Annotated in this window: 13 protein-coding genes; 5 read left to right on the top strand and 8 right to left on the bottom strand. The window is 71.3% G+C overall.

Annotated features, from left to right (window positions below; translation table 11 throughout):
- The 4 genes from FK530_RS13465 to FK530_RS13450 all read right to left on the bottom strand — a co-directional run bounded on the left by FK530_RS13465 (position 1) and on the right by FK530_RS13450 (position 4,781).
- Complete coding sequence (locus FK530_RS13465; protein ID WP_146487532.1) at positions 1–642, bottom strand: response regulator; 642 nt, start codon at positions 640–642, stop codon at positions 1–3.
- 19 nt (positions 643–661) lie between these two features.
- The gene (locus FK530_RS13460) at positions 662–2,857 is read right to left on the bottom strand and encodes a M13 family metallopeptidase (RefSeq protein WP_146487531.1); all 2,196 of its coding nucleotides are present in this window, start codon (positions 2,855–2,857) and stop codon (positions 662–664) included.
- A gap of 152 nt (positions 2,858–3,009) precedes the next feature.
- Complete coding sequence (locus FK530_RS13455) at positions 3,010–3,966, bottom strand: electron transfer flavoprotein subunit alpha/FixB family protein (protein ID WP_146487530.1); 957 nt, start codon at positions 3,964–3,966, stop codon at positions 3,010–3,012.
- Positions 3,967–4,001: 35 nt separating this feature from the next.
- Positions 4,002–4,781: an electron transfer flavoprotein subunit beta/FixA family protein gene (locus FK530_RS13450; RefSeq protein WP_146487529.1), complete on the bottom strand. Its 780-nt coding sequence runs from the start codon at positions 4,779–4,781 to the stop codon at positions 4,002–4,004.
- 206 nt (positions 4,782–4,987) lie between these two features.
- On the opposite strand from FK530_RS13450, the gene FK530_RS13445 reads away from it, so the two are divergent.
- From FK530_RS13445 to FK530_RS13430, 4 genes are all read left to right on the top strand, one after another.
- Positions 4,988–5,728 carry a class I SAM-dependent methyltransferase gene (locus FK530_RS13445; RefSeq protein WP_146487528.1) on the top strand — a complete coding sequence of 247 codons (741 nt, stop codon included), beginning with the start codon at positions 4,988–4,990 and terminating at the stop codon, positions 5,726–5,728.
- A gap of 20 nt (positions 5,729–5,748) precedes the next feature.
- Positions 5,749–7,260 (top strand): 1,4-alpha-glucan branching protein domain-containing protein, encoded by a 1,512-nt coding sequence (locus FK530_RS13440; protein ID WP_146487592.1) that lies wholly within the window; start codon positions 5,749–5,751, stop codon positions 7,258–7,260.
- 1 nt (position 7,261) lies between these two features.
- Positions 7,262–8,569, top strand: a complete 1,308-nt coding sequence (locus tag FK530_RS13435; RefSeq protein WP_146487527.1) for a glycosyltransferase family 4 protein — start codon at positions 7,262–7,264, stop codon at positions 8,567–8,569.
- A 116-nt stretch (positions 8,570–8,685) separates the two neighbouring features.
- The gene (locus tag FK530_RS13430) at positions 8,686–9,213 is read left to right on the top strand and encodes a GNAT family N-acetyltransferase (protein WP_146487526.1); all 528 of its coding nucleotides are present in this window, start codon (positions 8,686–8,688) and stop codon (positions 9,211–9,213) included.
- A gap of 201 nt (positions 9,214–9,414) precedes the next feature.
- Here FK530_RS13430 and FK530_RS13425 read toward each other — a convergent pair whose 3' ends face one another.
- Positions 9,415–10,170: an acyltransferase gene (locus FK530_RS13425; protein WP_146487525.1), complete on the bottom strand. Its 756-nt coding sequence runs from the start codon at positions 10,168–10,170 to the stop codon at positions 9,415–9,417.
- Between the two features lie 99 nt (positions 10,171–10,269).
- On the opposite strand from FK530_RS13425, the gene FK530_RS13420 reads away from it, so the two are divergent.
- Positions 10,270–11,601 (top strand): PQQ-binding-like beta-propeller repeat protein, encoded by a 1,332-nt coding sequence (locus FK530_RS13420; protein WP_146487524.1) that lies wholly within the window; start codon positions 10,270–10,272, stop codon positions 11,599–11,601.
- Between the two features lie 46 nt (positions 11,602–11,647).
- Here the strand turns inward: FK530_RS13420 and FK530_RS13415 are convergent, their stop codons facing one another.
- Genes FK530_RS13415 through FK530_RS13405 form a run of 3 tightly spaced genes read right to left on the bottom strand, consistent with a single transcriptional unit; the run spans position 11,648 to position 14,156 of the window.
- Positions 11,648–12,283, bottom strand: a complete 636-nt coding sequence (locus FK530_RS13415) for a 3-oxoacid CoA-transferase subunit B (RefSeq protein WP_146487523.1) — start codon at positions 12,281–12,283, stop codon at positions 11,648–11,650.
- Positions 12,280–12,975 carry a 3-oxoacid CoA-transferase subunit A gene (locus FK530_RS13410; RefSeq protein WP_146487522.1) on the bottom strand — a complete coding sequence of 232 codons (696 nt, stop codon included), beginning with the start codon at positions 12,973–12,975 and terminating at the stop codon, positions 12,280–12,282. Before FK530_RS13410 ends, FK530_RS13415 begins: the two co-directional genes overlap by 4 nt.
- Positions 12,972–14,156 (bottom strand): thiolase family protein, encoded by a 1,185-nt coding sequence (locus FK530_RS13405; protein WP_146487521.1) that lies wholly within the window; start codon positions 14,154–14,156, stop codon positions 12,972–12,974. Before FK530_RS13405 ends, FK530_RS13410 begins: the two co-directional genes overlap by 4 nt.
- Positions 14,157–14,159 lie beyond the last annotated feature (3 nt).

Raw genomic sequence — 14,159 nt, 5'->3', positions numbered from 1 at the left:
TCAGTCGCGAGCGGCGAAGCGCGCCAACTCGACCCTCGAACCGGCGCCGGTCTTCTGCCGCAGGTTCGCGATGTGCGCCTTCACGGTGGACTCCGCGACGTGCAACCGGCCCGCTATGGCCGCGTTGCTCAGCCCCTCGGCGACGAGGGTGAGTACGTCGTTCTCCCGCTCGGTGAACGGCACGGCGGGCTCCTGCACCGACGGGGACGACGCCGTCGTCCGGGCGCGCAGGGCCTCGCCCAGGACCCGGCGCGCCGGCCCCGGCGACATCGGTACCTCCCCGTCGAGCGCCCGGCGCAGGTTGTCCAGCAGTGCCTCGGGAGCGATGTCCTTGACCAGGAAGCCGACGGCGCCGGCTGCGAGGGCGGGGTACATGTGCTCGTCGTCGTCGAAGGTGGTGAGCACGACGATGCGGGCCGCCGGATCCGCGGCGATGATCTGCTCGATGCCGCGGACCCCGTCGACCCCGGGCATCCGCAGGTCCATGAGCACGACGTCGGGCGTGAGCTCGCGGTACGCGCGCGCCGCCTCCTCGCCGTTCGTGGCCTCGCCCGCGACGGTGAAGTCGGGTGCGGCGGTGAGCAACATGCGCAGTCCGTCGCGGATGAGACGCTGGTCGTCGACGATCAACACGCTGCTCACGGCACCGATCCTAGACGGCCTACCAGAGCGTGACGCGCTCCTCGGGGGCGAGCCACTCGCCGTCGCCCGGGCGCACACCGAACGCGGCCACGAAGGCGTCGAGGTTCTTCACCACCTGGGTGACCCGGAGCTCCTCGGGGGCGTGGGGGTCGGTGGCGAGCATCTCCTTCGCGGTCTCGGGCCGGGTTTTGCTCTGCCAGCTCCGGGAGTAGCTGAGGAACAGCGGTACCAGCACGGCGTCCGAGGTGGAGGCCGCCGCGGCCGACGACGATGCCGCCGCGGCGCCGTCCCGGTCCGCGAACTCCGTGCCCTCGTCGCGGTTCGCGACGGCGATGCGGAAGGCCTTGATCGCGACCGACAGCCCGCCGAGATCGGCCAGGTTCTCCCCCACGGTCAGCTCGCCGTTGACGGTGTCGCCGGGCCCCAGCCCGGTCGGTACCAGGACGTCGTACTGCGCGATCACCGCCTTCGCGCGCTTGTCGAACTCCGCCCGGTCCTGCGGCGCCCACCAGTCCCGCAGGTTGCCGTCACCGTCGTACCGCGAGCCCGAATCGTCGAAGGCGTGCCCGATCTCGTGCCCGATGACGGCGCCGATCGCGCCGTAGTTGACCGCTGCGGTGCTGTCCGGCGAGTAGAAGGGCTTCTGCAGGATCGCCGCGGGGAAACAGATCTCGTTCCTGGTGGGGTCGTACTGCGCGTTCACCGTCTGCGGCACCATGCTCCACTTCGACCGGTCCACCGGCTTGCTCAGCTCGTCCAGGCTCCGTTCGTTCGCGAACATCGCCAGGGCCCGCAGGTTCCCCACGGCGGATGCGGGGTCCGTCGTGAGTTTCGTGTAGTCCTCCCACTTGTCCGGATAGCCGATCTTGGTGGAGATCTTGTCCAGCTTGACGATCGCGGCGCTGCGCGTGGGCGGCGTCATCCACGGCGACTGTTCGAAGCTGGTCCGGAAGGCGCTCTTGATGTTCGTGACGAGCCGCTCCGCCTGGTGCTTGGCGTCGCCGGCGAAGTGCTTGTCCACGTACAGCCGGCCGAGCGCCTCGCCCAGCCCGCCGTTGAGCAGGCCTATCGCGTCCTTCCAGCGTTCCGGCTGCCGTTCGACGCCCTGGAGCACCTTGGCGAGCTGGAAGTCGGCGTCGCGGAAGGCCGCGGGGAGAACCGAGGAGTAGTTCTGGACGATGGTCATGCGCGCGCGGTCCTTGAGCGTCTCCAGATCCGTCTCCGCCCAGATCCGGGCGGCGGCGGTGAGGAAGCCGGGCTGCACGAGCACGACGTCCTGGGAGACGTCCGCGCGAATCCCCTGGAGGTCGCGCCACCGGATCCAGTCGTATCCGGGGGCGAGATCGGCGAGCTGCTCCCACTTGTACGGGTTGTACGTCGCGGTGGGGTCGCGGTACTTCTCCGGAGCCCAGGTCTCGGCGGCCAGGCGGCTCTCGAGGTCGAAGATCCGCGTCGCCGTGGCCTCCGGGTCGGGGAGGGCCGCCAGCCGGGCCGTCGTACGCAGATACGTCCGATAGGCGGCCCGGATGTTCTCGGACTGCGGATCGGTGTACTGGTCCTTCTGCAGCGCACCACCGGTGGGCGCCAGGGTCACGACGGTGCGCGTCGAGTCCTTCCCGTCGGGACCGATCGCGCTCGCGACGATGCCCCATCCGTTGTCGGACCGCTCCTGCGCGGCCATGACCTCGAACAGGGCCGCGCGGTCCGCGGCACCGTCGATCGCCGCGAGCATCGGACGGATCGGACCCGTGCCCGCCGCCTCGATCGCCGCCGTGTCCAGATAGGTCCTGTAGACGTCGCGGATCTTGGCCTCATCGCTCCCCGCGCGGGGATCGCGGATCGACTCGACGATCTCCTTGAGCTGCTGCTCCACCTCGTCGCCCATGATCTCCATCGCGCCCGTCGAGACCTTGTCGGCGGGCATCGTGTAGCCGTCGTACCAGGCGCCGTTGACGTGCCGGAACAGGTCGTCCTGCGCGCGCACGCCCGGCGCGGCCCCCGACATGTCGGGGCCCGCGAGCGTGTTGTAGGGACGCCGCGCGGCCGACGACGGGCCGCCGGCCGGGTCCGAGACGCCGCACGCCGCAAGGGCACCCGCGCCGGCCGCCAGTCCGAGGCCCACCAGGAAGCCACGCCGGTCGATGCCGGGGCGGCGCAGCACGGCCTCGTCGCTCCGCACCTGCGTTCCGTCGTTCCCACGCTGACGTGCACCCATCCCGACCTCCTGTGCGACGCGATCGTCGAATCTTCCGCAACTCTAGGTGTCGCGGTTTCGAGATCACGACGATTCGGGGAGAAGATCGGTGCGGACACGAACGAGCCCCGCCCGGAGGGTTCCGGACGGGGCTCGTCGAGCGGTACTGCGGATCAGCCCTTGTGCGCCTTGACGGCCTCGGTGAGCTGCGGGGCGACGTCGAACAGGTCGCCCACGATGCCGTAGTCGGCGATCTCGAAGATCGGGGCCTCTTCGTCCTTGTTGACGGCCACGATGGTCTTCGAGGTCTGCATGCCGGCGCGGTGCTGGATGGCGCCCGAGATGCCCAGGGCGATGTACAGCTGCGGCGACACGGTCTTGCCGGTCTGGCCGACCTGGAACTGGCCCGGGTAGTAGCCCGAGTCGACGGCGGCGCGCGAGGCGCCGACGGCGGCACCGAGCGAGTCGGCGAGCTCCTCGACGACCGAGAACTTGTCCGCCGAGCCCACGCCGCGGCCACCGGAGACGACGATGCTCGCCTCGGTGAGCTCCGGGCGGTTGCCGCCCTGGATCGGCTGCTTCGAGGTGATCTTCACCGCGTTCTCGGCCTCGGCCGGAACCGCGACGTCGACGATCTCACCGGCACCGGCGACACCGTCGGCCTCGACGGCACCCGGGCGCAGCGAGGCGACCGGGGTGTCGCCACCGGCGGTGGCCTCGACGGTGAAGGCGCCACCGAAGATCGAGTGGGTGGCGGTGCCACCGGGACCGAAGGCGATCACGTCGGCGACCAGTCCGGAACCGAGGCGCGCGGCGACGCGGCCGGCCACCTCCTTGCCCTCGAACGTGGCGGCGGTCAGGACCGCGGCGGCGCCCTGGTTCTCGGCGAGTTCGGCGAGCACGCCGACCTTCGGCGTGACCAGGTACTCTCCGGCCTCGGCGGACTCGGCGCGGTAGATCTTGGCGGCGCCGGCGGCCTTGAGCTGATCGGCGATCGCGTCGGTGGTGCCGGGGGCACCCACGACGACGGCGGCCGGCTCACCCAGGGCCTTGGCGGCGGTCAGCAGCTCGGCCGTGACCTTCTTGAGCTTCCCGTCGACCTGCTCGACGAGGACGAGTACGTCTGCCATAACGGCTTCTCTCCTTATGAGTGGATTCGAGGGTCTCAGATGATCTTCTGGCCGATGAGGAACTGCGCCACCTTGGTGCCGCCGTCGCCCTCGTCCACGACCTTCTCGCCCGCCTGCTTGGGCGGCTTCGGGGTCACGCCCGTGACGGTGGTGCCGGCGTTCGCGCCGCCGACCTCGTCGAGCTCGACGCCGATCTCCGCGAGGGAGAGCACGGTGATCTCCTTCTTCTTCGCGGCCATGATGCCCTTGAAGGACGGGAAGCGCGGCTCGTTGATCTTCTCGTTCACGGAGACGATCGCGGGCAGCGAGGCCTCGAGGGCGAAGACGCCCTCGTCGGTCTCGCGCTCACCGGTGAGCGAGTCGCCGTCGACGTTGAGCGTGCGCATGTGGGTCAGCTGCGGCAGACCCAGGTACTCCGCCAGGATGGCCGGAACGGCGCCGACGCGGCCGTCGGTGGCCTCGTTACCGGCGATGACCAACTCGACACCCTCGATGGTGCCCAGCGCGCGAGCGATGACCCACGCCGTCTGAATGGCATCGGAGCCGTGCATGGCGTCGTCCTGGACGTGGACCGCCTTGTCGGCGCCCATCGACAGGGCCTTGCGGATCGCGTCGGTGGCGCTCGCGGGGCCGACGGTCAGCACGGTGACCTCGCCGCCGTGGGCCTCCTTGATCTGGAGGGCGGCCTCGACCGCGCGCTCGTTGATCTCCTCGAGCCACGGATCAATCGACCTGTCGACCGTGAAGTCATCGGACAGCTTGCGTTCGGACCCGGGGTCGGGAGCCTGCTTGATCAGTACGACTACGTTCGTCATTGGTCTTCGTCGACCTCCATCGATGATCGGATACTCGTAGGCACATTCTCACACTGCGGCGAGGTACGGATAATCCTCCCCCGCCTGAGCTTCAGCGAGTAGAAGGTAGCACCGCCTCACAACACTGTTTAACGCCAGAGTAAGTTACCGATTGGTAACTGTCCATGTGGGATGGCCCACGCCCCGCGACGACTAGGCTGAGAAGAATGTGTGACCCGCTTCCCCTGACCGGCGAGCGAACCGTTCCCGGAATTCCCGAGGAGAACTACTGGTTCCGCCGGCACGAGATCGCCTATCTCGCGATCGTCGATCGCTACGCCGGGAAGTCGGTCTTCGAGGCCGGCAGCGGCGAGGGCTACGGCGCCGCGATGCTCGCCGACGGCGGCGCGACGGTGACCGCACTCGACTACGACGAGTCGGCCGTCGCGCACGTGCGCGCCGCGTACCCGGCGGTGACGATGCTGCACGGCAACCTCGCCGAGCTCCCCCTCGAGGACGCCTCGGTGGACGCCGTCGTGAACTTCCAGGTGATCGAGCACCTCTGGGATCAGCCGCAGTTCCTCCGCGAGGTGGCACGCATCCTGCGCCCGGGTGGCGAGCTCGCCATCTCGACGCCCAACCGGGTCACGTTCTCCCCCGGCCGCGACACCCCGCTCAACCCCTTCCACACCCGCGAACTCAACTCGGACGAACTCGCGGAACTGCTGGAGGAGGCTGGCCTCGAGGTGACCGAGAAACTGGGGGTCTACCACGGCGCGCGCCTCGCCGAGCTGGACCGTCGCCACGGCGGCAGCTTCATCGACGCCCAGATCGAGCGGTCGCTGGCGGGCGAGCCCTGGCCCGAGGAGCTCTCGAACGACGTGGCCGCCGTCGCGGCCGAGGACTTCGACCTGAGGGCCGACGCCGCGGACAGCCTCGACCTGTTCTTCTACGCGAGGAAGCCGTGACCTCCGGGCGCGAGCCCGGGATGATCGCCTTCGTCCTGCACTCCCACCTGCCGTGGCTCGCGCACCACGGCGCGTGGCCCGTCGGCGAGGAATGGCTGTACCAGTCGTGGGCCGCCTCGTACCTGCCCGTGACGGAAATGCTCGACCGGCTCGCCGCCGAGGGCCGCACCGATCAGCTCACGCTCGGCGTGACGCCGGTACTCGCCGCGCAGCTCGACGACCCGTACTGCCTCGAGGCGATGCACCACTACCTCGGCAACTGGCAGCTGCGCGCGCACGAGGCGGCCCTGTCGGGTCGCCCTGCCGCGGCCGAACTCGGCGCGCGCGAACACCGCAACTCCGCGCACGCGCTCGATCTGTTCGAGACGCGCTGGCGTCACGGCGGGACTCCGGTCCTGCGCCGCCTCGCCGACGCCGGCACGGTCGAACTGCTGGGCGGCCCGCTGGCGCACCCGTTCCAGCCCCTGCTGCACCCCCGCCTGCGCGAGCTCGCGCTGCGCGAGGGCCTCGCCTACGGCACCGCCCGTCTGGGATCGCCCGCCCGCACCGGCATCTGGGCGCCCGAGTGCGCCTACAAGCCCGGCATGGAACTCGGCTACGAGGCCGCGGGCGTCACGCACTTCATGGTCGACGGCCCCACCCTCGGGGGCGACACGGCGCTCGCGCACCCCGTCGGCGAGTCCTCCGTCCTCGCTTTCGGCCGCGACCTGCCGGTGAGCTACCGCGTCTGGTCGCCCAAGTCCGGCTATCCCGGGCACGCCTCCTACCGCGACTTCTACGCACACGATCACGCCACCGGTCTCAAGCCGAGCCGGGTGACGGGCAAGAACGTCGCCGAGGCGGACAAGGCGCCCTACGACCCCGCCCGGGCCGACGCCGCCATCGACAAGCACGTCGCCGACTTCGTGGACACCGTCGTCGCTCGCGTTCGCGCGGAGAGCGCGCGCATCGGTCGCGACGCGCTGGTCGTCGCCGCCTTCGACACCGAACTGTTCGGGCACTGGTGGTACGAGGGCCCGATCTGGCTGGAGCGCGTACTGCGCGCGCTCCCCGAGGCCGGCGTGCGCGTCGGCACGCTGCGCTCCGCCGCGGAGGCCGGGTACGTGGGCGAGGCGCGGGAGATCCCCGCCAGCTCGTGGGGGTCGGGCAAGGACTGGCACGTCTGGGACGGCCCTCTGGTCCGCGAGTTCGTCGAGCTGAACGAGGACATCACCGCCACGACACTGCGCGTGCTGGACAAGCGCGCCGCGGAGCAGCACGGCATGCGCGACGTGGTCGGCGACCAGGTGCTGCAGGAGGCGCTGATGTGCCTGCAGTCCGATTGGCCCTTCATGGTCTCGAAGGACACCGCCGCCGGGTACGCCCGCGACCGCGCCTACAAACACGCGCACGCCCTGCGCGAGATCGCCGAGGCGGCCGAGCGCGGCGACGAGGACCGCGCGGTCGCACTGGCGCGCGGGTGGCGGCACGCCGACGATCCGTTCCCCGGCCTCGACGCCCGGCGCCTCCCGGCGCCACTGGGAGGGTTCTGACATGCGCGTCCTGCTCGTCTCCTGGGAGTACCCGCCGGTGGTCGTGGGCGGCCTCGGCCGGCACGTCCATCATCTGGCGCTGCAGCTGCGCGACCAGGGGCACGAGGTGGTCGTGGTCTCGCGCCGGCCCACCGGCACCGACCCGCGCAGCCATCCCACCACCGACGCGACGGTCGACGGGATCCGCGTCATCATGGCGGCGGAGGACCCCCTCGCACTCGATTTCGGCACCGACATGATGCCGTGGGTGCTGTCCATGGGGCACTCCATGCTGCGCGCGGGCCTGCGGCTGGCCGGGTACAACCCGACCGCCGGCGAGGACGCGCTGCACGGCGCCGGCACCGTCGGCCGCCCCTGGGTGCCCGACGTGGTGCACGCCCACGACTGGCTGGCGGCGCACGCCGCCGTCGGGCTCGCGGAGGCCTTCGACGCGCCCCTGGTCGCGACCATCCACGCCACCGAGGCCGGACGGCACAGCGGCTGGGTCTCGGGGCCGGTGAACCGCCAGGTGCACTCCACCGAGTGGTGGCTCGCGAACGAGGCGGACGCGGTGATCACCTGCTCCCGTTCCATGTCCGACGAGGTGAACCGCCTCTTCGGTCCCGGCCTCGCGCAGTTGCACACCATCGCGAACGGCATCGACGCCACCGCCTGGCCGTACCGGGATCGCTCCCGCACCGCGGCGCGGCGCGGCGCACCCCGCCTCCTGTACGTCGGCCGGCTCGAGTACGAGAAGGGCGTGCAGGATCTGATCGCCGCGCTCGCCCGGGTGCGCCGCACGCACCCGGGAACCACGCTGACGGTGGCCGGCGACGGCACGCAGGCCGCGTGGCTGCGCGAGGTCGCGCGGGAGCACCGGGTCCTGCGGGCCGTCGAGTTCACGGGCGCGCTGGACCACGAGGAGCTCGTCGCCCAGCTGCACTCGGCCGATGCCCTCGTGATCCCGTCGCGCTACGAGCCCTTCGGCATCGTCGCGCTCGAGGGCGCCGCGACGGGCATTCCCGTCATCGCCACCACGGCCGGCGGCCTCGCCGACTTCATCCGCACCGGCGAGACCGGCCTGTCGGTCGAGCCGGCCGACGTGCCGGGCCTGACGGCGGCGATCCGGGCCCTGCTCGACGACCCCGCGTCGTCGTACCGCTGGGCCGCCGCGGCGCGCGCCGAGGTGGAGGAGCTCAGTTGGGAGGCCGTGGCCCACGAGACGGCGCAGGTGTACCTGGCCGCGAAACGTCGCCCACGCACCCCGCTCGGGCGCCGCGTCATCGATGAGCGGCCGCTCCCCGAGCGGGACCCCACCAACCCGGTCTGAACGCGCCCGGCCCCACGACCTGCGCGATGTGCATGATCGTGAATCCTGTGGCACCGTCGATTCATGACCGCAAGCCCGTTGCACGCCCTTCCCGCCGACCTCGCGGAGCGCCGGGCGTGCTGATCCGGAACGAGACGCCGGCGGATCACGCCGCGGTCGCCGATGTGCACCGGAGCGCGTTCGCCCCGATGACGCCGCCCGGACGCACGGAACCGCTCGAGGTCGTCCTGGTCGAGGCGCTGCGCCTGAGCGGGTCGTGGATCGACGAGCTCTCCTTCGTCGCGGAGGACGACGACGGCACCGTGATCGGCCACGTCTGCCTCACCCGCGCCACCGTCGGCGACACCCCGGTGCTCGCGGCGGGCCCCCTCGGGGTGCGGTCCGAGCAGCAGGCCAAGGGCACCGGCTCGGCGCTGATCCTCGCCGCCCTCGGCGCCGCCGACGCCCTCGGCGAGCGGCTCGTGGCGCTGCTCGGCCACAAGGACTTCTACCCGCGCTTCGGCTTCGTCCCCGGCTCCGAGGTCGGCGTCGTGCCCGACGTCGCGGAATGGTCGGGCGACTCGTTCATGGTGCGCACGCTCGGCGCGTACACGCCGGATCTGCGCGGCGAGTTCCACTACGCCCGTCCGTTCTACGTGCTCTAGCGCCACGGGCTCCAGGCACACCTAGCGGATGTCGAACTCCGCTCGGCGGTCGCGCGCCCAGTCGGCGAAGGGCCGCGCCCCGCCCTGTGCGCGCGGCGATCACCTTCCTGCAGCGCCCCGCCGACTGCCGGCACCACTTCGTGGACGACTCCCTCGAGTGCGCGACTTCCGTGCGGGGCTCCTCGCCGACCTCGTGCGGCGTCAGCCGTTCCCCGGTAGGCCGCGGGCGTCGGCCTTCTTGCGCTCGATGTCGGCGAGGGCCCGCTCGAGCTCGGCGCGCTCGGCGATGTTCGCGTCCCACATGTCCTTGCGGTTCTTGACCACCTTCGCGGGCGAGCCGACGGCGATCGAGTAGGGCGGGATCTCGCCCCGCACCACCGCGTGCGCGCCGAGCACGGTGCCGTGCCCGATGATGGTGTTGCGGGTGACCGTGACCTTGGTGCCCACCCAGGTGTCGCCGCCGATGCGGACGGGGCCCTTGACGATGCCCTGGTCCTTGATGGGGATGTGGATGTCGTCCATCTTGTGGTCGAAGTCGCAGATGTAGCACCAGTCGGCGACGAGGGACGCCGGCCCGAACTCGATGTCGAGGTAGCAGTTGACCACGTTGTCGCGGCCGAAGACCGACTTGTCGCCGATGCGCAGCGAGCCCTCGTGGCAGCGGATCTTGTTCGAATCACCGATGTGCACCCAGCGGCCGATCTCCATGCGGCCGAGGCCGGGCGTCGCGTGGATCTCGACGTTCTTGCCGAGGAAGACCATGCCCTTGAGCACGATGTGCGGATTCGCCAGCCGGAACTTCAGGAGGCGGAGGTACCGCACCAGGTACCAGGGCGTGTAGGCCTTGTTCTTGAGGATCCAGCGCAGCGACGCGGGCGTCAGGAATCGCGCCTGCTGATCGGCCTGCCGCGCGTGCCGCCACCGCGATCGGTACGGGGCGTTCCACATGCTCGTCATGCAGGGGAGCCTATCCGGCGGGTGCGCCCCGCCGGTCCGGTACGGTCGCCGCGCTAGTCTGTGGGGCGATCGTCGGTAGTGAAGAGTCGAGGGAGACACATGCGGTTGGGTAGGCGCGCGCTCACACTGGGCGCGACCGTGGCCGCCGCCGCGGTGCTGGTCTCGTGCACGCCGGACGACACCTGGGTGTACGCCGACGACTCCGCCGCCTGGCCCGGCATGTACGGCGACTCCCGCAACAACTCGTACGCGGAGAAGGACGCCGCCCCCTCCCTCGTCCCGGCCTGGAACCGCGACCTCGTCGGACCGAACACCGTGGCGCCCGCGATCTCCAACCGCGGTGTCGTCTCGGTGACCGCTCGTACCGAGACCGGCTGCAGCACCTTCAACCTCGAGCTCACCGTGGGCCGCAAGACCTACTGCCGGCGCGACGCCGCGGGCGCCGACCTGCAGGCCCCCCTGGTGGACCAGTTCGACTACACGTACCTCGGCATCCCCGGTTGGCTGTACAGCTTCAACGCCGACAACCAGGTGCGCTGGCGCTACCCCACCGCGGGCACGCCGCTGTGGATCAAACTCGCCGGGGACAACACCGTGCTCGGCGTGACGCACCTCGGCCAGATGGTGCTCGTGGACACGCACGACGGGGTCGCCGCGGGCGCCGCGATCGGGCTGTTCCCGCAGGTCTCGGCGAACGCCAACGGCGCCGGCCTCGAGGACTGCGCGACGAACGGCCCCGGCTGCCCCGTCTCCGGCCCGCCCGCCGTCGACACGGAGGCCGAGCGCGCCTTCGTGGTCGTCGGGTCGAAGGGCGCACCGTCGAAGGTGATGGCGGTCGACTACGACAAGAACGGCGGCAGCCGGCACGACCTGCGGTACGCCTGGGAGCGCACGGACCTCCCGGACGGCGCGATCGGCTCTCCCGCGCTGTCGTCGGACCGCTCCACCCTGTACGTGAACCTGCGGGGCGAGAAGCTGGCCGCGCTCGACGCGAAGACCGGCGCCACCAAGTGGACGCACGATCTCGGGTACCAGAGCACGCTGCCCCCGTCGGTCTCGCCCGACGGGACGATCATCCCCGCCGCGCCCGGCCTGCACCGCGCCTCGTTCATCGCGCTCAAGGACGAGGGCTCGAGCGTGCGGGAGGTCTTCAAGCGGACGGACGTCGCGATGGTCTCCCCCGTGACGCAGATCCGCGGCGGTGTCGGCTACGCGGTGATCCGGTCGTGGGCGGCGGTGCAGTCGCAGCTCATCGAGTTCCGCACGGACACCGGCACCACGCTGCGCACCTTCGACCTGCCGGACTCGGTCACGTCCGCCTCGGGCGTCTCGATCGGGCCCGACGGCGAGCTGGTCACGGTCGGGAACGACGGCACGGTCTTCGCCTTCACGTCCGGCCGCCGCACCGGCGACAGCGTCGCCAAGAACTGACGCGCCGGGCACCGTTCGAGGACGGACGATGCCCGGGCGCGCGGCGTCACCGCAGGGCGACGGGCAGGAGATCCCGGAGCTCGTCGGTCCCGATGCCGAAGGTCTCGAGCACCCGGACCCCGTCGGGCCCGGTCTCGAAGACCGCCACGTCGGTGTAGACCCGGTTCACGCAGCCGAGCCCGGTGAGCGGATAGGTGCAGGCCGGCACGAGCTTGGGCTCACCGGACTTGTTCAGCAGCGACATCATCACGTACACCTGCTTCGCACCGATGGCGAGGTCCATCGCGCCGCCGACGGCGGGGATGTCGCCCTCGCGCCCGGTGTGCCAGTTGGCGAGGTCCCCGTGCTCGGAGACCTGGTAGGCGCCGAGCACGCAGACGTCGATGTGGCCGCCGCGCATCATCGCGAAGGAGTCGGCGTGGTGGAAGTACGCGGCCCCCGGGAGCTCCGTGACGGGGACCTTGCCGGCGTTCGTGAGGTCCGGGTCGACGAGGTCCCCGGTGGCGGTGGGCCCCATACCCAGCATCCCGTTCTCGGTGTGGAGCACGACCTCCCGCTCCGGTGGAAGGTGGTCCGCGACCTTCGTCGGCTGCCCGATCCCGAGGTTGACGTAGGCGCCCTTCGGGATGTCGCGGGCGATGCGGGCCGCAAGTTCCTCCATCGTCAGGCGTTGCGCGCTCATCGTGCTCCCTCCACGGTGTAGTGCCGGGCGTCGACGGCGACGATCCGGTCGACGAAGATCGACGGCGTCACGACCGCCTCCGGGTCCATCGCGCCGAGCGGCACGACCTCGTCGACCTGGACGATCGTGGTCGCCGCGGCCGTCGCCATGACCGGCCCGAAGTTGCGGGCGGTCTTGCGGTAGACGAGATTGCCCCAGGGATCGGAGCGATGCGCCGCGATCAGCGCGTAGTCGCCGCGGATCGGGTACTCGAGCAGGTACGTCCGGCCGTCGATCTCGCGCGACTCCTTGCCCTCGGCGAGGAGCGTACCGACGGCCGTCGGGCAGTAGAAGCCGCCGATGCCCGCGCCCGCGGCGCGCATGCGTTCGGCGAGGTTGCCCTGGGGAACGACCTCGAGGTCGATCTTCCCCGCACGGTAGAGCCCGTCGAAGACGTACGAGTCGCTCTGCCGGGGGAAGGAGCACACCACCTTGCGGACGCGGCCCGCCGCGAGCAGGGCGGCGACACCGACGTCGCCGTTGCCCGCGTTGTTGGACACCACAGTGAGGTCGGTGGCGCCCTGCCGGATGAGGGCGTCGATGAGGTCGAAGGGCATGCCCGCCAACCCGAAGCCGCCGATCAGGACCGTCGATCCGTCCTCGATGCCGGCGACCGCGTCGTCGACGCCCTCGTGCACCACTGCCCTGCTCATGCCCCGACCTCCGTGTTCTCCAGGACGACGGCGAGGCCCTGCCCCACGCCGATGCAGATCGCCGCGACGCCGTACCGCTCGCGACGCCGCCGCAGGGCCTTCGCGAGGGTGCCGAGCAGGCGCCCGCCGGACGCTCCGAGCGGGTGTCCGAGCGCGATGGCGCCGCCGTACGGGTTGACGATCGCGGAGTCGATCCCCCAGGCGTCGATGCACACCAGGGACTGCACCGCGAAGGCCTCGTTGAGTTCGACGACCCCGACGTCGCCCCAGCTGATCCCGGCGCGGGCGAGAGCCCGGTTCGCCGCATCGACCGGCGCGTAGCCGAACAGCTGCGGCTCCAGGGCCGCTGCGCCGCGGCCCGCGATCCGCGCGAGGGGGTCGCGCCCGATCGTCGCCGCGGCGCGGTCCGATCCCAGCAGCACCGCGGCGGCGCCGTCGCTGAGCGGGCTGGCGTTGCCGGCGGTGATCGTCCCGTCGGGCCGGAACGCGGGCCTCAGCTCGCTCAGCTTCTCGGCGGTCGATCCGGGCCGGACGTTCTCGTCGCGCTCGAGCCCGTCGACGGGGACCACGAGGTCGTCGTAAAAGCCCTCCTCCCACGCCGTGTGGGCCCGACGGTGCGAGAGCGCCGCGAACTCGTCCTGCCGCGCGCGGGAGACGGAGAACTTCTCGCCGAGTTGTTCGTTGGCCTCACCGAGGCTGACGGTCCACTCGACGGGCATGGCGGGGTTGACCAGCCGCCAGCCGAGGGTCGTCGAGACCGCAGTGACGTCGCCGGCGGGAAAGGGCTTGGTGTTCTTCGGCAGGACCCACGGCGCTCGGGTCATGGACTCGACGCCGCCGCTGAGCACCACCTCGGCATCGCCGGTCTCGATCGCGCGGCTGCCCATCATCGCCGCGTCGAGTCCGGAGCCGCACAGGCGGTTGACCGTGGTCGCGGGGACGCTGACCGGAATCCCCGCGAGAAGTCCCGCCATCCGGCCGACGTTGCGGTTGTCCTCGCCGGCCCCGTTGGCGTTCCCCCACACGACCTCGTCGACGGCCGTGCCCGCACCGAGCGCGGGAGTGCGGTCGAGGACGGCGCGGATCGCGGTGGCGGCCAGGTCGTCGGGCCGGACGCCGGCGAGCGCACCCGAGAAGCGCCCGAACGGCGTGCGTGCGGCGGAGTAGACGTATGCATCCATACG

This window comes from Tsukamurella conjunctivitidis (genome assembly GCF_007858475.1).
GTDB lineage: Bacteria > Actinomycetota > Actinomycetes > Mycobacteriales > Mycobacteriaceae > Tsukamurella > Tsukamurella conjunctivitidis.
Note: the sequence above shows the minus strand (reverse complement) of the source record. Positions and strands in the feature narration are given on the sequence as shown.

Coding starts and splice junctions, on each gene's coding strand:
- FK530_RS13460 (WP_146487531.1), bottom strand. CDS start 2,857: ATGGGTGCACGTCAGCGTGGGAACGACGGAACGCAGGTGCGGAGCGAC.
- FK530_RS13455 (WP_146487530.1), bottom strand. CDS start 3,966: ATGGCAGACGTACTCGTCCTCGTCGAGCAGGTCGACGGGAAGCTCAAG.
- FK530_RS13450 (WP_146487529.1), bottom strand. CDS start 4,781: ATGACGAACGTAGTCGTACTGATCAAGCAGGCTCCCGACCCCGGGTCC.
- FK530_RS13445 (WP_146487528.1), top strand. CDS start 4,988: ATGTGTGACCCGCTTCCCCTGACCGGCGAGCGAACCGTTCCCGGAATT.
- FK530_RS13440 (WP_146487592.1), top strand. CDS start 5,749: ATGATCGCCTTCGTCCTGCACTCCCACCTGCCGTGGCTCGCGCACCAC.
- FK530_RS13435 (WP_146487527.1), top strand. CDS start 7,262: ATGCGCGTCCTGCTCGTCTCCTGGGAGTACCCGCCGGTGGTCGTGGGC.
- FK530_RS13425 (WP_146487525.1), bottom strand. CDS start 10,170: ATGACGAGCATGTGGAACGCCCCGTACCGATCGCGGTGGCGGCACGCG.
- FK530_RS13420 (WP_146487524.1), top strand. CDS start 10,270: ATGCGGTTGGGTAGGCGCGCGCTCACACTGGGCGCGACCGTGGCCGCC.
- FK530_RS13415 (WP_146487523.1), bottom strand. CDS start 12,283: ATGAGCGCGCAACGCCTGACGATGGAGGAACTTGCGGCCCGCATCGCC.
- FK530_RS13410 (WP_146487522.1), bottom strand. CDS start 12,975: ATGAGCAGGGCAGTGGTGCACGAGGGCGTCGACGACGCGGTCGCCGGC.
- FK530_RS13405 (WP_146487521.1), bottom strand. CDS start 14,156: ATGGATGCATACGTCTACTCCGCCGCACGCACGCCGTTCGGGCGCTTC.